Here is a 25,457-nt window from a genome sequence, read left to right on the forward strand (position 1 = left end):
AATTGAAACAGCCGCAGTTACAAATCGCAATGAAAATTCCCCGCAACCGCCAGCCACAGGCTCGTTTAGTCAGTCGCCAAGGACAATTCCCCTTAAATATTGTCAAGTTGGGAGTACCTCGCCTGCATTTTGCCGACCTCTACCACAGGCTACTAACTCTTTCTTGGCCACAATTTTTCATGCTGATTTGTCTCTCCTATACAGTCACGAATTCTTTATTTGCCTTAGCTTACTTGGCGGGAGGAGATTGCATTGCTAACGCGCGGCCGGGTTCTTTCCCAGATGCCTTTTATTTCAGCATCCAAACAATGGCGACGATCGGCTACGGCGCTATGTATCCGCGCACGGATTACGCTAATACTATAGTCGCGATCCAAGCGCTTTTTGCTTTGTGGGGAGTCGCGATGGTGACGGGACTGGCTTTTTCGAGATTTTCCAGACCAACAGCTAGAGTTATCTTCAGCCGCGTAGCTGTGATCGCTCCTTTCAACGGCGTTCCGACTCTGATGTACCGCACTGCAAATCAGCGTTTTAACCAAATTTTAGAAGCGCAGCAGCGAGCTACTTTGATCCGTGACGAGGTAACAGCGGAAGGAGAATTTATGCGGCGTTTTTACGATTTGCAATTGATGCGGAGTCACTCTCCGGTTTTTGCATTAACTTGGACGGTTATGCACGCAATTGAGGAGAGCAGTCCTTTGTACCAACTTACTGCCAAAGACTTGATGGAACAGCAAGCGGAAATTGTAATTACGTTAACAGGAATTGACGAAACTGTTTCGCAAACTATTCATGCGCGACATTCTTTTGTGGCATCTGAAATTATGTGGAATATGCGGTTTGTAGATATTCTTTTGAAATCGGCGACGGGAGGGCGGGTGGTTGATTATACTCGGTTTCACGATGTGAAGCCTGTGGAATGAAAGTTTTGATTTAGCTACCAGTGCTAGAATACCTGTATGGCAAAAAAAATTAATATTCATGACCTCAATAATTGCAAAGATGACACTGAAAGAATTGCAACCGCAACTCTTGGCTTTAACTCCCGAAGAGAAGGCTCAAGCTATAGAATTACTAGCCCAAAGTTTAAGAAAATTTTGGTCGGGAATTCAAAAGACTCCCGGCGTGTGCGGCGGCGATGCTTGCATCAGACAAACGCGAATTCCTATTTGGGTGCTGGTGAATGCTCGCCGTTTAGGTATTTCTGAAGCTGAACTCCTAGAAGACTATCCGACTCTGCGTGCCGCTGACTTGGCGAATGCTTGGGCTTATGCTGAGGCATATCCTGATGAGATTGAAACAGCAATTCAAGAAAATGAGGAAGATTGAAAAGTGGCGCGTTTCTATGCAGATGAACAATTTCCGAAGCGGGTTGTGGAATTATTGAGGACTTTAGGTCACGATGTCCTTACCGTACAGGAAGCAGGAAATGCTAATCAAAAAATTCCTGATGAAGAAGTGTTAGCTTTTGCAGTGAGTATTGACCGCGCTATTTTAACGCTCAATCGCCGCCATTTTATCAGGCTGCATACATTACAACCAGACCATGCTGGTATCATTGTTTGTAAAGATGATTCAAATAGGGATCTGTTGGCTTTACGCATTAATGAAGCTATTGCTAATCGAGAAACAGTGAGAAGTTTACTGATTCGAGTTAACCGTCCTTCGGAGTGAGTAGAAATGATAGAATACCTTGGGTCGGGAATTCAAAAGACTCCCGGTGTCATGGGTGGTGCCGCCTGTATCTGAAAAACGCGGATTCCTGTTTGGCTGTTAATAAGCTATCGGCGTCAAGATGCCACCGATGCTCATATTTTAGAAGGTCATCCCGATCTCTGTGCAGCAGATTTGGTGAATGCTTTTAGTTATGCTGAGGCATATCGTGATGAGATTGAAACAGCAATTCACGAAAATGAGGAAGATTGAAAAGTTACAGGTTTCTATGAAAATAAACAAAAAACTCCTTGTACTATGCGAATAATTCATACTGCTGACTGGCATTTAGGGCGACGTTTTCGAGGGATCGATCGCACTTTTGAAATTGCGATCGCCCTCGAACAGATTTTAAAGCAAGCAAAAGCCTTGGATGTCGATGTTGTGCTCGTTGCCGGTGACATTTTCGACGTACCCAACCCACCCGCTTACGCCGAACGCATTGCTTATAACTTTTTCTGTGAACTCCAAGCGGCAGGAATTCCCGCAATTGCGATCGCCGGTAATCACGATTCGGCATCCCGCATCGACAGCATCGCGCAATTGCTTTCCCTCGCCGGTGTTCGCGCTTTAGGCAAACCCAGGCTTTCCGCAGACGGCGGCACAATTACTCTTAATACAAAAAGCGGTAAACTTTGTGTGGGAGCGATGCCTTTCGCTTCCGAACAAAGACTGTTAGATGCTAATTCTCTCTGGCAGTCTGGCGATGCCGATCGCCGAAAAGACTACCGCGAAATCGTAGCATATTTACTCGAAGATTTAACCAGGGATTTTAGAGACAATACTGTCAATATTCTCATGGGACACATGAGTATTGACGGCGCTCGGTTGGCAAAATCTGAAGCCGCTTATTACACGCGAGAAAAATACCTGCTGTCATCGCAAACTCTGCCGCCGGAAGCTCAGTATGTTGCCCTCGGACACATCCACATTCACCAACGGATTTCTGAGACTTCTCCCGCTTATTATTCCGGTTCTTTGATTCAGTTAGATTTTGGAGAAGCGGAACAGGAAAAAGGATTTTGCTTGATAGAAGTTGAGCCGGGAAGTCAGGCAAAGGTGGAATTTAAGCCTGTGGCTTGCCACAAGCCGTTAAAAGTGCTTAAATGTCATAACGACAATCTTGATGAAACTTTAGAAGCTCATCAGTACCATCCGGGTTTCTTGAAAGTAATTGTCGAACTAGACAGTCCGCAAATCGGACTTGCAGATCGTGTTCGCCAAATCTGTTCTCAAGCGCTGTTAATTGAACCGCGCTATCCAGATGCAGCGCTAAAAGCAACAGAAATAACTAATATCGATCCCAATAATTTTGATCCGGCAGCCGAGTTTTGCAACTATTATCAAAACCGATTGGGAACGACACCGAAACCGGCAGTATTGGAGGAATTTAAAAATTTGTACAAGAAGTTTAAGGAAACAGTTAACAATTAAATGGGTAAAAAGATACAATCCAAAATCCAAAATCTCAATTTTCAAATAGTGTTAAGACTGAAACCCACGCTCAATGTCGCTTGTAGTCGAGTCTAGATCCCCCTAAATCCCCCTTAAGAAGGGGGACTTTGATAATACTCTTGTCCCCCCCTTGTTAAGGGGGGTTAGTGGGGATAGGGAAGACTGTAGACCTGAATATAACAATCTAAAACCCCAAATCCTAAAACTAAAATCAATATGCGTCCACTCGAACTTATTCTCGAAGGATTTACCAGCTTCCACCAGGAACAGCGTTTAGATTTTGGTCAACTCGATTTGTTTGCAATTACTGGTGCTACAGGTGCGGGCAAATCTTCACTGTTAGATGCCATGACTTACGCTCTGTTTGGCACTACTACTCGCAGTGGCAAACAAGTCAGTGATTTGGCGAGTCAAGGCAGCGAAAATTTAAAAGTACAGTTGCGTTTTGCTGTGGGTTCGGCACAGTATCGGGTGACGCGAAGGTGGCGTTTTCGTCCGAAATATCCCGAAAATAAGGTGATTTTGGACAACTGGCAAAATGGTCAATGGGAAACTTTGGGGACGAGTATCGTTGCTGTTCAAAATACCATTGAACAGATTTTAGGAATGGATTTTGATACTTTTACGCGAGCAATTGTTCTGCCTCAAGGCAAGTTTGATGAGTTTATTAAAGGGGATACATCAAAACGCCGGGAAATTTTGCGGCAGCTAGCGGGATTTGAGATTTTTGAGCAGATGCGGAAGGAAACAAATGAACTCGCAAAGTTGCTGAAACAGGAACGGGAAATGGTGGAAAGGCAGCTAGCGGATTTGAGTGCGCCGACAGCGGATGAGGTGGCTCAAAGACGATCGCAACTTTTGATTTTAGAGCAGCAGTTGCCCCAGTTCGATCGCGCTGTGATGAAAGCTCAGAAGGATCTAGATGAAGAGGAACAGCTATTTTCGCAAATCGCTCGCTGGCAAGAGCTGCAACAACAACTGACCCAATTAAATGCTAATTCTGCCGAGGTGACAATTTTAGCACAGCGTTTAGAAAGAGCGCAAGCTGCCAATCATTTACAGGGAGATTGGGCTTTAGTGCGATCGGCTCGCAGTCAGTATGAAACTGCCGAAAGTGCCTCAGTGGCAGCGCGAAAGCAGTTAATTAAAGCTCGCTCTGAGCTAGCAGTAGAGCAGCAGCAACTTGACGCGGCAAAAGCTAAAGAAGAGGTGCTAGCGCCACAAATTAAGGCTCGCGAAGATGCTCTAGCTGCTGCTAAAGTATATGAAGAACAACGCGCTCAATTAGAAAAAGAAGTTGCGCTTGCCCAAAAAATTCAACAGGAAAAACTCCGCTTTTTTATGGCAGCAGATAAAGAACTGCAAGCTGCTAACACTAAAATTCAAGGCGCGGGTTTTCGAGTTACTCAAGCAGCAGCACAGCTCGAACAGTATGCGCCGGGAGGAAAGCGTTTAGAGCAATTGCAGCAAATTTCACCCTTATTGATGGAATTGCAGCTAATTACCAAGCAGCAAAAGACTCAGCAAGAACAGTTGGATAAATCTCTGGCAGATAAGGAAAAAGCTCAACAGAATTATGTGCAGGTTGCCGCTAATTTAGAAGCAGCAGAAATCCGATTAAAAGAGTGTGATCGCGACTTAGAAGTAGCCCAAACTGCTAATGCGGAAGCCGCACGTTTAGAGAGTGTGGCTGCTGTCAGAATGTCGCTGAATTCTGGCGATACTTGCCCGGTGTGCGGGGGGGTGCATCCTGAGAGCGATCGGCTCCCTCCTTTGCCCAATTCTAACATTGTCGATGTGGCTGGTTTGCGGCAAAAATTGGCTGCTGCAAATCAGGTTTTTCAAGATGCTCAAAGGTTTGCTGCTGAGGGAAAAAGTGCAGTGGCAGCCTGCCTGCAAAAAGAGTCGGAAATTGCTCAAATGTTGGAATTAACTGCGAATAAAGTTGCTCAATTGCAGCAGGAAATTACTCATGTGCTGGAAAATCCTCAGTGGGAAAGCTTGGGGTTGCAGCAGGAGTTGGCACTCCTTAAAGAGAGCGATCGCCAATACCGCCAAACCGAACAGCAGTTCCAACTCGCATCATTGGAATATGATAATTTTCAACAAAAATTTAATTTTGCTGTGGCGACTCAAGCAGCTAAACAGCAGGAATATCAAGATGCGATCGCCGAATCAGACCGTCGCCAGCAGCAGTTGCAAAGTTGTGTAAATGCGCTTTATCAAATTACCGAATATCAACCTTATGCTAATTTAGCAAAAGCCTTAGAACAAGACAAGCAAGACTTGGCAAATCTGCTAAAAGTTGCCGAAAAATCCTACCAAACTGCTCAAAATAAGGTTATTCAAGCTGCTGAGAGAGAGCAACAAGCTGGAGAAGCTTTTGGACAAGCCCAGGCTCATAAACAGCAGTTAAACATGGATTGGTCAGCAAAATTAACGGCGGCTAATTTCACAGAAGAGACATTTTTAGCAGCGGTTGCGACAGTTAAGGAACAATCAGAATGGGAAAATGCTATTCGCTCTCACCGCGAATCAAAAATTCAGTTAGAGACGCGGGCAAAAGATTTGAGCGAGGCGATCGCAGGCAGAACTACCGATGAGAATAATTTAGCACAAGTGCGATCGGCAAAACATACCGCCCAAGAAAACCTTAAACAAGCCAACAACAACCGCGCCGAACTGTTAGCTTGGATTCAAGTAGCAGCCCAAAATCTCGAACAAGCCGAAAGACTGTCACAGCAAATCACCAATTTCACAGAACAAGAGCAAACTTATCACACCTTAGCGCAGAATCTCAAATCCAACGAATTTCAATCCTACATTTTAGAACATTTAGAAGCAGAATTAGTCGGCAGCGCCACATTAATTTTGCAAGAATTAACCGAAAATCGCTACAAACTAATAAACCAAGACGGCGAATACTGGGTAGCAGATAATTGGAACGGTGGCGAAGCTAGACGAGTGCGAACCCTTTCCGGTGGCGAAACCTTTGCCACTTCCTTATCAATGGCTTTAGCTTTGTCAGAAAAGCTGTCTCAAGGAACTCACTTGGGCAGCTTGTTTCTCGATGAAGGATTTGGTACTTTAGATACCGAAACTCTCGAAAGCGTTACTCAAATTTTAGAATCTTTGCGGCAGCGAGACAGGCTGATTGGAGTGATTACCCACGTTCGAGAATTGGGCGAAAGATTGCCCGCACAAGTTAAAGTTTCTAAATCCCCGCAAGGTTCTAAAATAGAAGTACATAGATCCTGAAGCGGAGAGGCGAGTGCGTGAAATAGTAAACTTGCTTCAGGACGTACATTATCACGAAACCTGCCCTACAATTACCTATGATATATGATGAAAAATCACCCGAGTCGAATGCAATCGGTACAGTCGCCAATAATTCCAGTAGTTGGCGAACTGATCCGCCAAAATCCGGGAACAATATCTTTAGGACAAGGGGTAGTTTACTACCCTCCGCCACAAGAATCATTTGACCGAATTCCCGAATTTTTCGCAAATACCGATAATCACAAATACAAAGCCGTGGAAGGAATTCCACAATTACAAGATGCTATTGCAGCCAAACTTAAAACCGATAACGACATAGAAATTAACAGGAAAAACTGCATTGTCGTTACCGCAGGCAGCAACATGGGATTTACCAACGCCATTCTCGCCATCACCTCGGCGGGGGACGAAGTTATTATCCAATTACCTTATTACTTTAACCACGAAATGGCGGCAATTATGGCAAATTGCCGACCTGTGATAGTAGAAACTGACGGCAATTATCAACTTAATATCGATGCTATAAAAAAAGCAATTACCGACAAAACGCGAGCCATAGTTACCATTTCCCCAAATAATCCCACTGGTGTTGTTTATCCTTCCGAAGCACTCCGAGAAATTAACGAACTTTGTCGCCAGCACAACATATATCACATCAGCGATGAAGCCTACGAATATTTTACTTATAACGGCGTCAAACACTGTTCGCCCGCCGCTTTTCCCAACAGCAGCGAACATACAATTTCTCTGTTTAGCCTCTCCAAAGCCTACGGTTTTGCGAGTTGGCGGATCGGGTATATGGTAATACCAGAACACTTGCTCGTTTCAGTGAGAAAAATTCAAGATACAATCTTGATTTGTCCGCCCGTAATTTCTCAGTATGCAGCCTTGGGAGCCTTGCAAGTTGGTAGAGGTTACTGCGATAATTATGTAAGGGCGATCGCATCTGTGCGACAACTCGTATTAGACGAACTCAATACTATCCAAAATTTGTGTACAATTTCCCCTGCCGCCGGAGCTTTCTACTTTTTCTTGAAAGTTGATACTGAACTCGATACAATGGAATTAGTAGAACACTTAATTCGGGAATATCACGTAGCAGTGCTTCCCGGTACAACCTTTGGCATGGATAGTGGCTGCTATTTGCGCGTTGCTTATGGTGCTTTGGAGAAAGCAACCGCCACCGCAGGTATTAGGAGATTAGTTAAAGGTTTGAAGACAATTTTAAACAAGTAAAATAGGAAAAATAAAAATGGTTGCTACGAACTTAAAAGCAAATACAAAGATTCAAGATACCTGCGCCGCAAAACTGGCAGATTTGCGCGATTTAATGGCAGATTACGACTTATATTGCTATTTTATCCCAGCGGTTGACGAACACTTAAATTTATCAGTTCCAGCAGCCAAGCAGCGGCGAGCTTGGATGTGCGGTTTTACGGGTTCCGCTGGTGATTTGTTGGTGGGCAAAGATTCCGCTTGGTTGTTTGTGGATTCCCGCTATTACGAACAAGCCGAATTGCAAGTCGATACTGGAATTATTCAAATATCGAAACTCGGCTTAGAAGGAAATTTAACCTTAATTGAAACTTTAGAAAAACTGGCTGTAGAATCGACCGAAAAATCAAGAAAAATTCGCATGGGTTTTGACCCATTTACCGTAGCGACAGAGCAATATCAAAATTGGGTGAAAAAATTTGCAACTGCGGATATTGAACTCACACCAATCCGGGAGAATTTGACAGACAAAGTGCGATCGCAAACTCCTTGGCAAACAGCAGAGACTTTACCCGCGATTGATGCAGAGCCCATATTTAGCTTACCTGTATCCCTGACAGGAGAAACCGCCGCCGAAAAATTAGCCAGAGTCAGGGAAGCGATGCAAAAAGCCAACATTGATGTGCTTCCGATTACCAACCTGAATCAAATAGCGTGGCTGTTCAATCTCCGAGGCTCGGATATTCCCCATATTCCCATTTTCATATCCTATGCCATTATCACCACAGATTCAGCGTTTTTGTTTACTAATCCCGAACGAATTTCGCTAGAAATTAAGCAAGAATTGCGGGCGGATGTAACTTTGCTTCCCTACGCAGACTATCCGCATACATTAGAAACTTGCGTAAATTTGCCACATAAAGTTCGGGTACTTTTAGACCCTAAACACAGCACAGCAGGCACGTACCAGTTAATATTAAACCATCAAGAAGCGCAGTTTTACAACATCGAAATAGTTTTTTATACTCATCCGGTAGAAGGGATGAAAGCTCGCAAAAATCCGGTTGAAATCGAGCAGATGAAATCAGCTAATTTCAAAGCAAGTCGAGCCAAAACTTTGGCTTTAAAGTGGTTGACAGAACAGCTAGAAAATGGTAAGGTAGTGACCGAGTTTGATGTCAAAGAAAGCATCGAAAAATTTTACCAGCAAGAAACAGATTTTCAGACTTTAACTTTTAGAACGATCGCAGGTGCGGGAGCCAATAGCTCGATCGTACATTACGGAACCCCCAGCCCTGAAATCACCTTAAAACCCGGAGAATTGCTGCTGCTCGACTCAGGAGCGCAATATTTAGCAGGTACAACCGACGATACAAGAACAATAAGTATCGGAGAACCGACGGCGCTACAAATAGAACACTACACCACAGTTTTAATCGCGCACATCAACTGTGCAATGCAGCAATTCCCCAAAGGAACAGCGGGAGCGCAATTAGATGCGATCGCCCGTGCGGTATTATGGCAAGAACAGCTAGACTACGGACATGGCACAGGGCACGGAGTCGGCGCGTTTTTAGCTGGTCACGAAGGGCCAAACGGCATCAGCAAATCTGTGCAGTATTCCCTGGAAGCCGGAATGGTAACGAGCATCGAACCGGGATATTACGAACCGGGATGGGGCGGAATTCGCATCGAAAATCTCTATGTTGTCAGGGAAATGCCATCCAAAAACGGTACGGTTTGGTACGGATTTGAATCGCTGACGTATATTCCGTTTGACAAAAAATTGATTAATGTCGATCGGCTGTCAAAGACTCAACTAGCATGGTTGAATAATTATCATGCTGCTGTAGTTGAGAAGCTGGAACCCGTACTTGATGGAGCAGTAATTGAATGGTTGAAAACAGCCTGCACTGCGTTAGGTTAAGCCTTGTAATTTGTCGCACATTTAACTTGTGCACCTATTTTTCGGGAAACTCTTGTGGGGTGGACACGCGAGCCCGCCCCAAAGGTACAAAATAGCATATATCAGATAGGGACACGGCACTGCCATGTCCCTACTGTATTTAATCCGATTGAAAACTGCTATAAAGCTGGTGACAGGATTTGAACCTGCGACAGGCTGATTACAAATCAGCTACTCTACCAACTGAGTTACACCAGCAGTGAAACTTAATATAGCAAACTTATAGTCATCAGCGCAACCCCCCCAGCCAATTTTTTTTTCAAATTCCCCCAAAACCCCTCCCCGTAAGGGCAAAACCGGAATTGTCTGCCCGCTGCCCACAGCCCACTGCCAATTAACTAATCGCAGCGCCAAATCTTAATCGTCTGATCCGCACTGCCGCTGGCGAGCAAATTGCCCGAAGGTGCGATCGCCACCGAGTACACCGTACCCGAATGTCCCTTAAGACTGGTCAACAACTCCCCCGTCTGCAAATTCCAAATATTAATCGTATTATCATCGCACCCGCTAGCCAAAGTCAAACCGTCCCGACTGATAGCCACCGACTCGCCCCGACTCACATAATTCTGCAAAATATGCACCGCCTCATTCGTTCCTAAATTCGTTACACCCTTTCCCCTTCCAGAATTAGTATTTAAAATCCGCAACAAACTGCCCGTGTGCAAATTCCGCAGCTTAATCGTATAATCATTGCTGACGCTAGCAAGAATCTGACCGTCCGGTGCGATCGCCACAGAATTCACCCCAACATTCAACCCCGAAAGAGTCCGCAGCAACTTGCCACTTTCCACATCCCAAACCTTGCTCGTCGCATCCGAACTGCCACTGGCTAATATTTTACCGTCCGGGCTAAAAACCACCGCATTCACATTGTCAGAATGACCCTTCAAAGTCCGCAGCAACTCACCACTCCGCAAATTCCACAGCTTAATCGTATTATCAGCCCCGCCGCAGCTAGCAATTACCAGGCGCTTCGGGTTAATCGCCACCGAATTCACCTCCATAGAATGTCCCGGAAAAGTACACAGCAAATCGCCACTGTGTAAATTCCAAAACTTAATTGTTTCGTCCGAACTGCCGCTGACCAACATTTTTCCGTCATAGCTAATCGCAACCGAATTTACGCGATCGGAATGTCCCGTCAGATTGCCAATTAATTCCGCTGTTTCTAAATTCCAAATCTTAATAGTTTTATCCCAACTACCGCTAGCCATAATTTTACCGTCAGGGCTAATCGCCAGAGAATTCACAAACGATGAATGTCCCGGCAGCGTATATACACACCGCCATTTTTGATGTTTTAATTTGTGAGCTAATTCCTTCACCCGCTTAGCTGCCGCCTCAGCTTCCTCTCTACGTTTGAGTTCAGCCTCCTCCAAACGCTGGCGTTCCGCCTTAGCTTTTGCCTCTCGCAGCGCCAGCCGCCGCATCTCTCCCTTATAGACTATTCGCTGCTGCTCCTGAATTTCTTTAAGAGTTTCAATATACGGTTGGGCCCAATCTTTAGAAAACCATTCATGAGCAAATTCCGCCTCTAATTTAAATAACTGAGGTTCGTGAGTAAAATCAATATTTAAATAATACAAATCAGCTAAAAAAGCGGCCAATAACTTGTGAATAGTCACAATTATTTGCCGAATAATCCGCAGGCTCAGCTTTTGATCTTTCCCCTCCGCCTCCAACTGATGATAAACCTCTTCCCAATTCCAAGGCTGCATCGCCACTAGAGAAACGCTCTGATTGATGACTCCCCAAAAACCCACATGAAAATTAACTTCATAATCGCTGATATCGCTGTACAGTATAGCTGTCGGTACGGGAGACAACACAGTCTGCAACCGCTCCACATCAATATCAGAAATGGATTTTTTGAAATAGTCTCCGTAAAACTGAACCGGGCACAACTCTCCGTGCGGGGGGTAGTGCTGGTTCAAAAAAGCTCTTAACTTAGCCGGCAGCTCGATATTCAGATTGTGGCGAAACGAATCGGGGCAATCTTGGCTAATTTTTGCGGGAGCAACTAACAGCAGCAATCGGTGCTGTTGCTGCTGCAAAATCTGTTCAGTTTCCTGCCTGCTCAAATTAGAAAACCAGTTGTCCCTGTCCCAAATTGTTTGAATTTCGCTCAGCTTAACTCGAATTGCTTCTGATTGAAACTCCCGCATTAAGTCGCGGCAAAGCCGGCTAATTGCCCGCTTATCTCTTACTTCTTGTGCCTTAATTCGATTAGCCCGTTCTTCCTTTACCCTTTCTTCTGCGTCGGCGATCGCGATTAATTCTTGTTCTCTGGCCTGCTGCCGCTGCAAATATCTCACTTGTGCTTTAATCCAGCGGGGGTCTTTTTTGATTTGCTGGTTCAAAGCTGAAGAACCAGATGGCTCAATTTCTGCATAGCGTTCGTTGACAGCGCTTGCTCCCAATCTTTCTCCCAATTCCGAGGCTACAGGCTTCAACAGTTCAATTAGGGTGTCTGAGACGGGGCGGGGTAAGGGCATACCAGTTAAAACTTTTTCTTACTTAAGGGCGATCGCGCGAGTCAGGGATATCTCGCTGGGGCGGGGACTCTTGGCAGGGCTATTAGATTTGGGCGATCGGCCGATGCTATATGTAAGGCGTATCGTGCAGGCGAATCGTGCAGCCGCGCCAGCTTAGCACCTTAACTTAATAATAATATTTATTTATACACTTTACATTTTACCCCGAATCTGAATAGAAAACACTGACGGAAAAGACTTCAGGATATGCGATCGACCCTGAGTTCCCCCACTTTGTTTTTTTTGTTGCCTTTTGACTCGCTCTTGTCTATAATCGTACTTCACAACCATAATTACGGTATTCCTACCCAAGAACCGTAGTTTATCTAGAGGAACAAATATAATGAGCCCGTGGCAACGCCTAACTCAACACCTTTACTGGCCGCAACAGCGATCAGCCAGCACAAATCAATCATTTACTGCCATGAGAAGATTTGTATCGCTATTTTTAGTGGGAATAACTTTAAGTCTGGCCGTTGCATCCTGCGGCCAGGGAACCACCAACAATCCTGCAGCCACTCCAGGCGGTGCTAGCCCAGCAGCCAACAAAGGCAACGTAGAATTAACTCTAGTATCCTTCGCCGTCACCAAAGCCGCCCACGAAGCGATAATTCCCAAATTCGTAGAACAATGGCAAAAAGAAAAAGGCCAAACCGTCACCTTCAACCAAAGCTACGGCGGTTCCGGTTCCCAAACTCGGGCCGTAATTGACGGTTTAGAAGCAGACATCGTACACCTAGCCCTCGCCCTCGACACCGCAAAAATCGAAAAAGCCGGACTCATTGAGCCCGGGTGGGAAAAAGAAGTCCCTAACGAAGGCATAGTCAGCAAATCCGTAGGAGCAATAGTCACCCGCGAAGGCAATCCCAAAGGCATCAAAACCTGGGAAGATTTAAGCAAAGACGGAGTAAAAGTGATTACTGCCGATCCTAAAACATCAGGCGTTGCACGCTGGAATTTCCTCGCACTTTGGGGTTCGGTTGTTAAAACCGGAGGAGACGAAACGAAAGCATTAGACTTTACTAGCAAAGTCTACAAAAACGTCCCGATTCTGACTAAAGACGCCCGCGAAGCCACCGACGTATTTTTCAAACAAGGCCAAGGTGACGCCTTAATTAACTACGAAAACGAGATTCTTCTGGCCGGTGAGAAAGGCGAAAAACCGACTTATACTATTCCCGAAGTCAATGTTTCGATCGACAATCCGATTGCCATTGTCGATAAAAACGTTGATAAACACGGTACTCGCGAAGTCGCCGAAGCATTTGTCAAATTTCTGTATACCCCAGAAGCTCAGCGAGAATTTGCCAAAGTAGGCTTCCGCCCAGTAGATGCGACAGTAGCGGCGGAACCAGAATTTGTCCAAAAATATGCCCCCATCAAAACCCTATTTACAGCTCAAGACTTAGGAGGTTGGGGAGATATTCAGAAGAAATTCTTCGATGATGGAGCTGTTTTTGACAAAATCCAAGGTTCAATTAGACAGTAGTGGCCGGGGGGGTTTACGAGATGATTGGTTTTAGGCAATTATTTTTGGTAAAACCCGCCCCGGAGCGCAATTATTCTTTCCAACTCAAAACTATTGACTTATGGCTGAATCATCTGCAATCAGTAACCCTCAATCTCCGATCGAAAATATCAAAAGGGCGATCGGCAAAATCACATTACCTTGGGGAATCACCCTAGGCTACCTCAGCTTAATGCTATTGCTTCCAGTTGCAGCAATGCTGCTGAAAGCCAGCACAGCCAACCCCGCCGAATTTTGGGCAATTGCCACCAGTCCGATCGCCATTTCCGCCTACGATGTCACCTTCTTTACGGCATTAATTGCGGCATTAATTAACGGAGTATTCGGCACATTAATTGCCTGGGTATTAGTCCGCTACGACTTTCCCTTAAAACGGATTGTCGATGCAATCGTCGATTTGCCTTTTGCACTGCCCACCTCGGTCGCAGGTTTAACTCTCGCCACTGTTTACAGCGATAACGGCTGGATTGGTTCGCTTTTTGCACCTTTGGGAATCAAGATATCGTTTACTCGATTGGGCGTAGGTATAGCGATGATATTTATTTCTTTGCCATTTATCGTTAGAACCGTACAGCCAGTTTTAAACGAAATGGAAAAAGATATCGAAGAAGCAGCTTGGTGCTTAGGGGCTTCTCAATTTGAAACCTTCTGGCGAGTAGTTTTGCCGCCACTATTTCCGTCTATTTTGACCGGAGTAGCACTTGGCTTTTCGCGAGCGGTTGGCGAGTACGGATCTACTGTAATTGTAGCTTCTAACATACCGTTCAAAGATTTGATCGCGCCAGTTTTAATTTTCCAAAGGTTGGAACAGTACGACTATGCAGGAGCAACAGTTATTGGCACTTTCATGTTAGCTATTTCCCTGGCAATGCTGTTCGCCATAAATCTATTACAAGCATGGAGAAGACGCTATGACGGCTAATATCAATTCACCCGCTGGTTACAAATTTCCGCCCAGTGGTTCTAGCCGGAGTCAGGAAAAAGCTTGGGTAAAACCAACTTTGATCGGAATTGCGATCGGCTATCTCGCTCTGGTCTTATTTATCCCCACTCTCAACGTTTTTTATCAAGCTTTCAGAAAGGGATTTGAGCCATTTTTGTCTAACTTAACTTCGCCGGATTTTCTGCACGCAGCGCAACTTACCCTGGTAATTTCTCTGATAGTTGTGCCTATAAATACAGTATTCGGTTTGTGTGCAGCCTGGGTAATTGGTCGCAATAAATTTCGGGGCCGCACGCTATTAATCAGCCTTTTAGACGTGCCTTTTGCCATCTCTCCCGTAGTTGCAGGTTTAATGATTGTACTGCTTTACGGTCGAGTGGGATGGTTCGGGCCATGGCTGGAGGCGGCCAATATCAGGGTTATTTTTGCCTTCCCTGGAATGGTGCTGGCTACTGCTTTTGTTACCTTGCCTTTTGTGGCGCGCGAAGTAATTCCTGTTTTGGAAGAAGTGGGAACAGATCAAGAAGAGGCGGCGAAAACTTTGGGAGCAAATGACTGGCAAATTTTCTGGAATGTCACGCTTCCGAGTATTCGCTGGGGATTGCTTTACGGAGTAATTTTGACCAATGCTAGAGCAATGGGAGAATTTGGAGCCGTCTCTGTGGTGTCGGGAAATATTGCTAAAAAAACGCAAACTTTGCCTTTGTTTGTAGAGGATGCTTACAAGCAGTACGCGACGCAAGCCGCATTTTCGGCGGCGGTAGTTCTCGGTCTTTTAGCAGTTGTTACCCTCGTGCTTAAGGAGATTTTAGAACGAAAAACTAGGATCAAAGAAGTTGCAGAATAGTCATTAGTCATTAGTCATTAGTCATTAGGGTGCGCGCTGTGAACCTCATCCCTCAAACGAGTCATTAGTAAAATGCGGCGCTATCGACAATCTGGTTGGAAGCTCGAAAATCTCACAGCGACCCATTCTACAAGATATTGGTGCAAAGTGTAAACTGAAACAAAAATTAGGAGTCCCAAATGTTAGCTAACAATACTAGCGAATCGGAATTTGAGGCGATCGGCGATTTTCACAGAACCCACGAATCAGATATTCCCCACTCTGATAGTGGTGACAGCAGACCAACTCAAACCCGCATTCGCATTCGTGTTCCTAAAGAATACCATCAGGAACCTGTGATCTCTAACCTGATTTCTGAATACGGTTTGACGGTAAATTTTAATGCCGCTTTGTTGGGTGTTAAAACTTTAGATGATGGTTGGTTTGACTTAGAACTTAACGGTACAAGTAAACAGATTGAAACGGCTCTGATTTATCTCAATGATTTAGATGTGGAAATCTGGAGCAATTCCAATCATCCCGATGAAGAAACTTGGTAATTAGTGAGCCTTGGATGCCCCAAATGGAAGAGGAGTTAATATTCTGGACGGTCACGCCAAATTTTCTTTCCTCTTCCCGACCTATTGAGTATAATAATAGTGTCCATAAATATTAGTCATGAGTCAGGATTTATCAGTCCTATCTATTTTTGTAAAATAACTGTTCTAACTTTTGTAGTGAGGAATGCCAGTCTTCATAAAACTCACAGGACTTGCATTCCTCACTACAAACAAATTTGATGGCGGTTGGTCATTAGCGAAGCCCTCGAAGAGGATCGCACATACCGATAATTAAGCAGCAAACAACTACCAAATAATACTAGCTTACAGCTAATAATCGTGACTGATGACTCTTGATTAACCAATATTGATCGTCATCAGCTAACTATTGGATTGACAATTTTTATAAAATCTGGTGTTTTCTCCATCTCAGGTGTATCAATAAACAGCGCAAGTCTTTGCCAAAATTGTTGTAACAGCCGGAACAATATCCCCCTTTAAGACTTCTCAACAATCAAACTAACTCAGTTAGGGCAGGGGAGCATAGAAAAAGGTTTTTGTCAATATTCAATTTAGGTGAAAGTTAGGGGCGATCCTCTTCGAGGGCTTCGCCAACGACTCTCATCCGCGCTGGAAAAAGATCGATCGCTGCTGCGGTTGGTTTGTGATATGAATTTGATGTGTGCGTGTACCAGGAGAATTTAAACGTGGAACTCTATAAAGAACGGAAACACCAGATAGTTTTTGCAGATTCACAAGTTAAAGATTGCGAAAGTTTAACAGAAACGGTCAATCCCGATACAGAAATTGTTATTCTGAATGCCGATCGCGACGGCATCGAGCAAATCGCCGAAACACTTAAACAGCGGCAAAACATTGCAGCCGTCCACATTTTGTCTCACGGCGCAGCAGCCAGCTTGCAACTGGGGGGTACAGAACTTAATCTCAGTAACATTGAAACCTACCGCAATTATTTAGAAACATGGTTTGCTTTGCCAACAACTGAGGCAAACTCTAACTCTCCAATTACAGCTAAACCCGAAATTCTGCTTTACGGTTGCAACGTCGCCGCCACAGAAGCAGGTGTCGCCTTCGTGGAAAGGCTGAGCCAGCTCACGGGAGCAAATATTGCCGCTTCCGATAACTTGACCGGCAGTGCGGCACTGGGTGGAGACTGGGTGCTGGAAGTGACTACGGGCAAAATAGAAACACCTTTGGCATTTTCGGCAGAGGCGAGGGAAGCTTACAGTGCAGTTTTGGTCGCCACATTTGGCGAACTGCGAGATGCGATAACTCTGGCTAACGCTTTGCCCAATGCAGACACGATCGCCATCACCGGCAACATCACCTTCGGGGTGGGACAGGTTCTGCCCAGAATTTCCACCCCCATCACGTTTACCGGCGGCGGTTTCACCCTAGATATGGGCAATAACCGGGGCTTCTTCATAGACAGCGCCACTACCCCAGTCACATTTTCCAACTTGACATTGACCGGTGGTCTAGCGCAAGGCGGTCCCGGTACGGGGGGGGGTGGCGGTGCGGCAGGCATGGGCGGCGCACTATTTATCAACAGCGGCAATGTCACAGTTAACAACGTTACCTTCAATGGCAACAGCGCGAGGGGCGGCAATGGCAGCGCCCCCGTCGCGAACGCCGCCGGAGGCCCGGGCGGCAACACCGATTTTGCAGGCCTGTTTCCCTTCGTTTCCGCAGGCGGCCCCGGTCAAGCAGGCCTTCCCGGCCTGGTAAATAACGGCGCAGCAGGTGGGCCCGGCGGCCCTGGTGGCAGTGGTGGCGCTGGCAGTGGCGGATTGCCAGGAACCGGTCTCAACGGCGGAATTGGTGGCGCGGGAGGGGTTGGTGGCAGCGGTACACCGGGCGGTACTAATGGCGGAGTTGGAGGCATCGGCGGCATCGGTGGCACTGGAGGCTTGGGTGGCGGTGGCGGTGGCGGTGGCGCTGGCGGCATCGGCGGTCAGGCAGGTACGGGCACTGCAGGCGCTGGCGGCGTTGGTGGTGCTGGCGGCGCTGCCGGATTCGGTGGCGGTGGCGGCGGTGGCGGCGCTGGCGGTACCGGCAGTGTGGCAGGTGCGATCGGCAACGGTGGTGTCGGCGGCTTCGGTGGCGGAGGTGGGAGCGGTACAATAGGCGGAACCAGCACGACCGTCGGAGCTTTCACCCCAGGCGGCGCCGGCAGCCCAACCGGCGGCGGCGGCGGTGCTGGTTTGGGAGGCGCAATTTTTGTTAATAGTGGTAGTTTGACCCTGAACAACAGCACTTTGTTCAACAACACAGCAACCGGAGGCGCGGGGGCGACACCGGGCCAGGGCGCGGGGGCCGCGATTTTTGTCAACTTCGGCGCTAGTGCAACTCTCACTAACAACACCATTACTGCTAACACTGCTACTGCTACTGCCCCTGCTCTTGCTGTGGGCGGGGGCATTGCTACTAACGGCGGTACTGTGAATGTCAGAAATTCGATCGTCGCAGGTAATATTGGCGGCGCGAATCCTGACGTGTTCGGAACCTCTTTCGCCGCCACCAGTATCAACAATTTGATCGGGAATGTTGCTGGCAGCAATTTACCTGCCACCCAGCAACTGACCGTTCCTCTAGCAAATGTCATCGCCCCTACCCCAGGATTGAACCAGGCTACAGGCGTTCCTGTCACCTATGCTTTGGCGGACAGTCCTAATCCGGCGATCGATGGCGGCGACGCCGCCGCGGCTGCGGCTGCCGGGGCAACTGACCAGCGGGGTGCTGGCTTTCCCCGGACGATCGGCGCTAGTGTTGATATCGGTGCTTATGAGTACGGCCCGATCGTCACAGGCGTTAAATTCAACGACCTTAACGGAGATAGCCTGCAAGGTGCCGCGGCGACTGAACCAGGTCTTCCGGGCTGGGTGATTTCTGTAGGCACGAAGAGCGCTACTACCGCAGCCGACGGCACTTACATCATCCGCGACGTAAAAACAGATACTCCGATTACAGAAGCGCCACCCGCTGGAACCCCTGCGACTGCTTGGGTGCAGACCCTCAGCCCGACTCCGGCAAATACGGGTATTGTTAATGTCACGGGGGCCAACTTCGGTAATTTCCAGAAAACATCGATCGCAGGCAAAACCTACACCGATCTCGCGGGCAACGGCTTCACGCCCGATGACACCGTATTAAACGGCATCACCGTTAACTTATACAAAGACACCAACAACAACAACACGCTAGAAGTCGGCACAGATACTGTTGTCGGAACTGCACAAACCACTGCAGGAGCAGGAGATTACACATTCTCGGAGATAGGCCCCGGCAATTACCTGATACAAGCCACTGCCCCAGCCAACTCCAGCATCTCTTTCCCCGCTGCCGCAATTCTCGTTAGTGCCCAAAGCGGTACTCCCGTCACCGGTCAAAACTTCGGCATTTTCCAAAACATCACCGTTAGCGGCACCAAATTCACCGACCTCACAGGCAACGGCTTCTCTGCTGACGACACCCCCCTCAACGGCACTACCGTTCGCTTGTTCAAGGATACTAACGATAACAGCACTTTAGATAGCGGTGATGCGGAAATTGCCTCTCAAGTTACCGGGACAGCGGCAGCGGCTGCTGGGACATATAGCTTTGCCAACGTCGGCTCCGGTAGGCACTTTGTGAGAGAAGACGTACCGACTGGTTTCTCACAAACCGCCGGCCCGACTTTTTATCCAATTAACCCAGTCAGTGGCACAAACATTACGGCTCAAGACTTCGGCAACTTCCAGTTGGGCAAAATCAGCGGGATTAAATTTAACGATCTCAACAAAAATGGCATCCAAGAAGCGCCAGCAGAAGAACCCCTAGGAGGCTGGACAATCTACCTGGATGCCAACAACAACGGCGTCCAAGACGCAGTAGCCGCCGAAACAGGCACTAACGCCGCCGTCACCGATGTCGCCGGTAACTACCAGTTCACCAACTTGCCAGCCGGCACTTATACAGTTCGGGAAGTGCCACAAACAGGCTGGACGCAAACTGTACCCCTGGTCAATGCAGCCACGCCTACTCTTTCCGGCGCGTTTACGATCGCCGTCACTAGCGGTACCGACTCCCAAAATAACAACTTCGGCAACTTCAAGCCCAATAGCATCAGCGGTCTGAAGTTCAATGACCTCAACAACAACCGGGTACAAGATACCGGGGAACTAGGGCTTGCCAACTGGCAATTCTTCCTCGATACCAACGATAACGGCACTCTCGACACCGGGGAACCGAACACCCTTACCGATGCCGCAGGCACCTACAAATTCCTCGATTTGTCAGCCGGAACCTACAAGGTGCGGGAAGTCTTGCAACCTACTTGGACGCAAACTACCCCCAACCCCGATGACATCACTGTCACCAGCGGTCAAGACATCGCTAATATCAACTTCGGCAACTTCCAGTCCAGCACTATTAGCGGTCAAAAATTCAATGACCTCAACAACAACGGCCTTAAGGATGCCGGAGAATTGGGGCTAGGTAACTGGCAAATATTCCTCGACAGTATCAATCCCGATGGCATCTTTCAGCAGGGCGAACCCACTACCATCACTGATGCAGCGGGCAACTACACTCTCCGAGATATACCCGCAGGTACTTACCAGGTAAGGGAAGTCCAGCAAAATGGCTGGACGCAGACGACCCCCAACCCCGCCCCCGTTACGGTTAATCCCTCTGATAACATCACAGGCATTGACTTCGGCAACTTCCTGCCGCAACCCGGGGCGATCCGAGGTCTGAAGTTCCAAGACACCAACAACAATGCCACTCAGGATGCTGGAGAACCGGGTTTACCCAATTTCCAAATTCAGTTAACCAATGTTGTAGCTGGAACTGCTCCTGCTCCTGTTACCACTACCACAGACAACAGCGGCAACTACCTGTTCGCGAACCTAACGCCGGGAACCTACCGCGTCACGGAAATCAACCAACCTGGGTTTACCCAAAGCACACCCCAACCCGCCGACATCACCCTAACTTCGGGCGCTATTGTCAGCGGGATCAACTTTGGCAACTTCCCAGCGCCGACGCCGACTCCGACGCCGCCGCCGACTCCGACGCCGCCGCCACTGCCACCTGTACCGACGCCGACGCCTGCACCTGCACCTGCACCGACGCCGACGCCTGCACCTGTACCGACGCCGACACCTGCACCTGTAACGACGCCGACACCTGCACCTGTAACGACGCCGACGCCTGCACCTGTAACGACGCCGACGCCTGCACCTGTAACGACAGATTTGGTTTGCCCTGAGAACTTCCCCAGGATCGCTACTCCCAATCAGCCCGGCACTCCTTCAGCGGGTGTGAGCAACGGCCCTAACGGCGACGATACGATCGTGGGTAGTGTCGGCAGTGACTCTATCTTCGGGTTGGGTGGCAACGATTTGATCTTTGGTCGAGGGGGCGGTGACTATATCAATGGCAATATAGCCAACGATACTATCTACGGAGGCATCGATAACGATACTCTCTTTGGTGGCAAAGGGTTTGACCTGATTTTTGGCGATCGCGGTAACGATACGATTTATGGCAATCGTGGCAACGACTCTCTTTCTGGCGACGAAGGCAATGACATATTGTACGGGGGCAAAGCCGATGACGTAATTTTGGGAGGCGCGGGCGACGACGTGCTATTTGGCGATCAAGGCAATGACACTCTCTGCGGCGGCGAGGGTAACAATACCTTAATTGGCGGCAGCGGCGATGATTTGCTTTTTGCTGACACCGGCGATGACTTGCTCTTTGGCGGCATTGGCAGCGATACCCTCGTCGGTGGCAGTGGCAGTAATGGCTTTGTCTTGTCAGCGGGCGGAGGAATTGACACGATTTTCAACTTCACCGCAGGAGTTGATTTGATCGGGTTGGTGGGAGGCTTGGACTTCAATCAACTGTCATTGACCGAAACTAATGGCTCGACGGCGATCGGAATCGCAAACAGCGACCAGATTTTGGCTATACTGAGGGGCGTACAGCCGAGCCAGTTATCGGCTCAGAGTTTTAACTTGCTGGTTTAGTCCCCACATAAAACTCGGCAGTTGCAACCGATCCTACAATTGCCTCTCGTCCCAACAGAGGGACTACCCGAAAGCAGAGCCTCGAAGCATGGGTTTCGAGGCTCTGCCAAAGAAGGGGAACGAATTCCGTTCCCCTTCTTTTGTCAAATTTGTTCGAGATACTTCAGCAAGTCGGCCATTTCTTGCGGACTCGGTTGAAACTGCGGCATTGGTGGGGTTTGCCCGCTGGTGACTTGCCGGATCAGATCCAATTCGGATTTGCGCTCGGAAACTCCGTGCAAGTTGGGCCCGACTTGACTGTCTGAAACGGAGATGTGACAACCGGCACAGTTCATTTGAAAGATGGCGGAACCCTGAAACGGGTTGCCCGTGAGGGATAATACGCTTTTGACGTAAGGATCGGCGACTTGAAACTGACGTATTGTGATAATCGCCAACATGATGGCAAGCAACACCGCTAGCGCAAATATGGCAAGTCGCTCGATCGGGTTTTTAATTTCATTCCTGGCAAGTTGGTTATTCAAAGGAGTTCAATTAAAAATAGTATCTACAAGAAAATTTATTTCTCATAACATAGCTTAATCGTTCGCAGCGGGGAGAGCAAGATCTAATACTCCCGGAAGGGGGTTTTTCGGAAAATTCATCTGTGTAAGTGCTGGTAATATTAAAAATAGGTTGTTAAATCTTAACGTTGAGGAGCTCTCATGGTAGAACCGCTACTTTCAGGTATTGTTCTGGGTCTAATCTTTGTTACTCTGGCGGGGCTGTTTTTTGCTGCTTATCAGCAGTACAAGCGCGGCGATCAGTTGGGTATCAATAAGTAAAAGGGGTCTACAGTCCCTAACTCAGGCTGTCAGGGGGAGGGGGAATTGGGAATTGGGAATTGGGCATGGGGCATGGGGAATTGGTCATTAAATCGGCCTACTGACTTCTTCCCTTTTCCCTCTTCCCTCTTCCCTCTTCCCTCTTCCTTCTTCTCGACATCCGTTAAATCCGTTACATCCGTTACCGAATCCGTTGCCGAACTTCCCTCTTCCCTCTTCTCGACATCCGTTACATCCGTTACATCCGTTGCCGAACTTCCCTCTTCCTTCTTCTCGACATCCGTTACATCCGTTACATCCGTTGCCGAACTTCCTTCGTTAAAGATATCGATCGAGAATAGCAGCAGTTTCCAGACCCGTTTTTTCCCAGCTAAATTGTTTTGCTCTGGCTAAACCGAGATCCCGCAAGTGCGATCGAACTTTGGCATCGGCTGCAAGCTCTTGCATAGCAGAGGCAATTTCCTCGACGCTGTAGGGATTGACTAATAAGGCTGCACCCCCCGCAACTTCGGGCATTGAAGACAGGTTAGAGGTGATGACAGGAGTGCCACAGCCCATTGCTTCGAGCACGGGGAGGCCGAATCCTTCCCAAAGACTGGGGAAAACCAGCGCGATCGCTTGGTTGATGACTTTAGGCAAGTCGGCGGCGGGGAGGTAATCTAGGAATTTTACTCGATCGACCAATCCCAATTCTTGAACCTGTGCCTTCAGCAGCGGCGTATAGCGTTTGTCTTCCGAACCTGCTATCCACAATTCGTATTCGGAATTATGATGAACAGCCGCAAAAGCTGCTACAACTCGCTGCACGTTTTTATAAGGATTGTGGCGGCCGATATAAAGAAAATAATTGCTTGTTGGCAAGTCTAAAAAACGGAAAAAACGGGTATCGTATCCGGGGAAAATTGGCGTAATTAAATTAGTAGGAATATTGCAAAAATTATTAATATCTTTAGCAGTTGCTTCCGAGTCGCAAATGATGTGTTCAGCCTGCCGCAGCACTTGGGGAATGTAGTAGCGGTGGTAAGGTGTCAGAGGATCGAAGCGGCGGGGAAATCGCAGCGCTATCAAGTCATGTACTGTAATTATATAGCGGCAACCTGCAAATAGAGGAGCTTCGGGAATTGGGGAAAATAACAGGTTAGATTTTAGCTGTTTGTAAATTTTGGGGAGTTGGGTTTGTGTCCACAGTAATCGGTTGATGTGTCCTTTGGTTCCTTGTTCTGGTGTGAGGTTTGGGGGGATTTGGTAGCAATTACTATTGGGGAATTTTTCGGCTGTTAGTAATGTTGGATTGAGGGATTTTAGATGGGGAAATAGGTTTTTGGCGTAGATGGCTAAGCCAGTTGGTTTGGAAATTAGGAAAGAAAGGTTAATTAGTAAGTTAGATTTGGGATTGGGCATGGGATAATATGTAGATTGCGGTTTGTGGGTGGGATTTTTTTAACCGCAGAGGGCGCAGAGGACGCAGAGAGGAGAAAGGAAGAGAGGGAAGATTTAAAGATATTGCTGTAAGATGTTGGCGGTTGCTGTTCCGGTTTTGTGCCAACTAAATTGAGATGATCTGGCTAAACTAGCAGTTTTTAAGTTTGATCGCACTTTTGAATCTGTTGCTACTGTTTGCATGGCTTCGGCTATTTCTCCGACGCTGTAAGGATTGACTAATAATGCGGCATCTCCGGCTACTTCTGGCATCGATGAGAGGTTGGATGTGATGACGGGTGTGCCGCAAGCCATTGCTTCTAAAATTGGTAAGCCGAATCCTTCCCAAAGTGTAGGAAAAACTAGGGCGATCGCTTGATTCATCAGTACGGGCAATTGAGAATAAGGAACGTAACCGAGAAACTTTACCAAAGATTGTAAACCTAATTTTTCAACTTGTGCTATCAATTGCGGTGTGTAGGCATTGGGAGGCCCTGCTAGCCACAATTCGTAATTTGCGCGATCCGGCAAACTCGCAAATGCAGCAATTAATCTCTCCAAGTTTTTGTAAGGATCGTGTCTACCCGTATAAAGAAAATATTTTTTGGTTGGCAAGTCGAGATATCTAAAATTAATATTATCGCAAGCTAGGGGAATGGCGGTCATTTTCTCAGGTGCAATGTGGAAAAAATTAGCAACATCTGCCGCTGTTGCTTGAGAATCGCAAATAATGTGTTCTGCTTGCCGCAAAACCTGCGGTATGTAGTAGCGAAAATAAGCTGTTAATCGAGAAAACCGTCGGGGAAATCGCAAAGGAATTAAATCGTGAACTGTGACAATGTAGCGACAGCCGGAATACAAAGGTGCTTCGGGAATAGGGGAAAATATCAGGCTTGACTGCAATTTTTTGTAAATTTTAGGTAAGTCAAATTGAGTCCACAGCAGCCTGTTAATTTGTCCTTTCGGGCCGCGATTCGGTGTCAGACTTTCGGGAATTTGGTGGCAAGTATAATGGTTAATTTGCTGGGAAGTCAGTAATGTTGGTTTTAGCTTTTGCAGTTGCGGGAAAAGATTAGCTGCATAAGTTCCGATTCCCGTTGGTTCAGGACTTAAGAAGGATAAATTGATTAAAAGTGGGTTAGACACGCTTGAATTAGCCT

18 protein-coding genes and 1 tRNA gene are annotated in these 25,457 nt (G+C 47.3%); 14 read left to right on the top strand and 5 right to left on the bottom strand.

Annotation, left to right across the window (positions count from 1 at the left end):
• Positions 1–29 precede the first annotated feature (29 nt).
• The 8 genes from QUA24_RS10325 (at position 30) to QUA24_RS10360 (ending at position 9,589) form a co-directional block, all read left to right on the top strand.
• Positions 30–923 (top strand): ion channel, encoded by an 894-nt coding sequence (locus QUA24_RS10325; RefSeq protein WP_333229368.1) that lies wholly within the window; start codon positions 30–32, stop codon positions 921–923.
• 79 nt (positions 924–1,002) lie between these two features.
• Positions 1,003–1,329 carry a DUF433 domain-containing protein gene (locus tag QUA24_RS10330; RefSeq protein WP_333229370.1) on the top strand — a complete coding sequence of 109 codons (327 nt, stop codon included), beginning with the start codon at positions 1,003–1,005 and terminating at the stop codon, positions 1,327–1,329.
• Positions 1,330–1,332: 3 nt separating this feature from the next.
• Positions 1,333–1,674 carry a DUF5615 family PIN-like protein gene (locus tag QUA24_RS10335; RefSeq protein ID WP_333229372.1) on the top strand — a complete coding sequence of 114 codons (342 nt, stop codon included), beginning with the start codon at positions 1,333–1,335 and terminating at the stop codon, positions 1,672–1,674.
• An 84-nt stretch (positions 1,675–1,758) separates the two neighbouring features.
• Positions 1,759–1,926, top strand: coding sequence for a DUF433 domain-containing protein (locus QUA24_RS10340; RefSeq protein ID WP_445242599.1), 168 nt, complete (start codon positions 1,759–1,761; stop codon positions 1,924–1,926).
• 45 nt (positions 1,927–1,971) lie between these two features.
• On the top strand, positions 1,972–3,147 hold the full coding sequence (locus tag QUA24_RS10345) for an exonuclease SbcCD subunit D (protein WP_333229374.1): 1,176 nt from the start codon (positions 1,972–1,974) through the stop codon (positions 3,145–3,147).
• A gap of 237 nt (positions 3,148–3,384) precedes the next feature.
• The gene (locus QUA24_RS10350; protein ID WP_333229376.1) at positions 3,385–6,426 is read left to right on the top strand and encodes an SMC family ATPase; all 3,042 of its coding nucleotides are present in this window, start codon (positions 3,385–3,387) and stop codon (positions 6,424–6,426) included.
• 84 nt (positions 6,427–6,510) lie between these two features.
• On the top strand, positions 6,511–7,683 hold the full coding sequence (locus QUA24_RS10355; protein ID WP_445242597.1) for a pyridoxal phosphate-dependent aminotransferase: 1,173 nt from the start codon (positions 6,511–6,513) through the stop codon (positions 7,681–7,683).
• Between the two features lie 16 nt (positions 7,684–7,699).
• Positions 7,700–9,589, top strand: coding sequence for an aminopeptidase P family protein (locus QUA24_RS10360; RefSeq protein ID WP_333229378.1), 1,890 nt, complete (start codon positions 7,700–7,702; stop codon positions 9,587–9,589).
• A gap of 164 nt (positions 9,590–9,753) precedes the next feature.
• On the opposite strand, the gene QUA24_RS10365 is transcribed toward QUA24_RS10360, so the two are convergent.
• Together QUA24_RS10365 and QUA24_RS10370 are read right to left on the bottom strand one after the other, a co-directional pair.
• Positions 9,754–9,826, bottom strand: a tRNA-Thr gene (locus tag QUA24_RS10365).
• 140 nt (positions 9,827–9,966) lie between these two features.
• Positions 9,967–12,123, bottom strand: a complete 2,157-nt coding sequence (locus tag QUA24_RS10370; RefSeq protein WP_333229380.1) for a WD40 domain-containing protein — start codon at positions 12,121–12,123, stop codon at positions 9,967–9,969.
• A 382-nt stretch (positions 12,124–12,505) separates the two neighbouring features.
• Between QUA24_RS10370 and QUA24_RS10375 the strand changes: the two genes are divergently transcribed.
• The 5 genes from QUA24_RS10375 (at position 12,506) to QUA24_RS10395 (ending at position 22,054) form a co-directional block, all read left to right on the top strand.
• Positions 12,506–13,651 carry a sulfate ABC transporter substrate-binding protein gene (locus QUA24_RS10375; RefSeq protein ID WP_333210545.1) on the top strand — a complete coding sequence of 382 codons (1,146 nt, stop codon included), beginning with the start codon at positions 12,506–12,508 and terminating at the stop codon, positions 13,649–13,651.
• 100 nt (positions 13,652–13,751) lie between these two features.
• Positions 13,752–14,612 (top strand): sulfate ABC transporter permease subunit CysT, encoded by an 861-nt coding sequence (cysT, locus tag QUA24_RS10380; RefSeq protein ID WP_333210546.1) that lies wholly within the window; start codon positions 13,752–13,754, stop codon positions 14,610–14,612.
• Positions 14,602–15,480, top strand: a complete 879-nt coding sequence (gene cysW, locus QUA24_RS10385; RefSeq protein WP_333210548.1) for a sulfate ABC transporter permease subunit CysW — start codon at positions 14,602–14,604, stop codon at positions 15,478–15,480. Before cysT ends, cysW begins: the two co-directional genes overlap by 11 nt.
• 179 nt (positions 15,481–15,659) lie before the next feature.
• The gene (locus tag QUA24_RS10390) at positions 15,660–16,019 is read left to right on the top strand and encodes an NIL domain-containing protein (protein ID WP_333210550.1); all 360 of its coding nucleotides are present in this window, start codon (positions 15,660–15,662) and stop codon (positions 16,017–16,019) included.
• A 707-nt stretch (positions 16,020–16,726) separates the two neighbouring features.
• Positions 16,727–22,054: a DUF4347 domain-containing protein gene (locus QUA24_RS10395; protein ID WP_333229382.1), complete on the top strand. Its 5,328-nt coding sequence runs from the start codon at positions 16,727–16,729 to the stop codon at positions 22,052–22,054.
• A 143-nt stretch (positions 22,055–22,197) separates the two neighbouring features.
• Here QUA24_RS10395 and QUA24_RS10400 read toward each other — a convergent pair whose 3' ends face one another.
• Positions 22,198–22,578: a cytochrome c gene (locus QUA24_RS10400; protein ID WP_333156793.1), complete on the bottom strand. Its 381-nt coding sequence runs from the start codon at positions 22,576–22,578 to the stop codon at positions 22,198–22,200.
• Positions 22,579–22,758: 180 nt separating this feature from the next.
• On the opposite strand from QUA24_RS10400, the gene petG reads away from it, so the two are divergent.
• A complete protein-coding gene (petG, locus tag QUA24_RS10405) occupies positions 22,759–22,878 on the top strand; it encodes a cytochrome b6-f complex subunit V (RefSeq protein ID WP_006632329.1) in 120 nt (39 codons plus the stop codon).
• Positions 22,879–23,196: 318 nt separating this feature from the next.
• On the opposite strand, the gene QUA24_RS10410 is transcribed toward petG, so the two are convergent.
• A complete protein-coding gene (locus QUA24_RS10410; RefSeq protein WP_333229384.1) occupies positions 23,197–24,279 on the bottom strand; it encodes a glycosyltransferase family 1 protein in 1,083 nt (360 codons plus the stop codon).
• Positions 24,280–24,372: 93 nt separating this feature from the next.
• A complete protein-coding gene (locus QUA24_RS10415; RefSeq protein WP_333229386.1) occupies positions 24,373–25,443 on the bottom strand; it encodes a glycosyltransferase family 1 protein in 1,071 nt (356 codons plus the stop codon).
• Positions 25,444–25,457 lie beyond the last annotated feature (14 nt).

Source organism: Microcoleus sp. Pol12B5 (genome assembly GCF_036701335.1).
In the GTDB taxonomy this organism is placed as follows: domain Bacteria; phylum Cyanobacteriota; class Cyanobacteriia; order Cyanobacteriales; family Microcoleaceae; genus Microcoleus.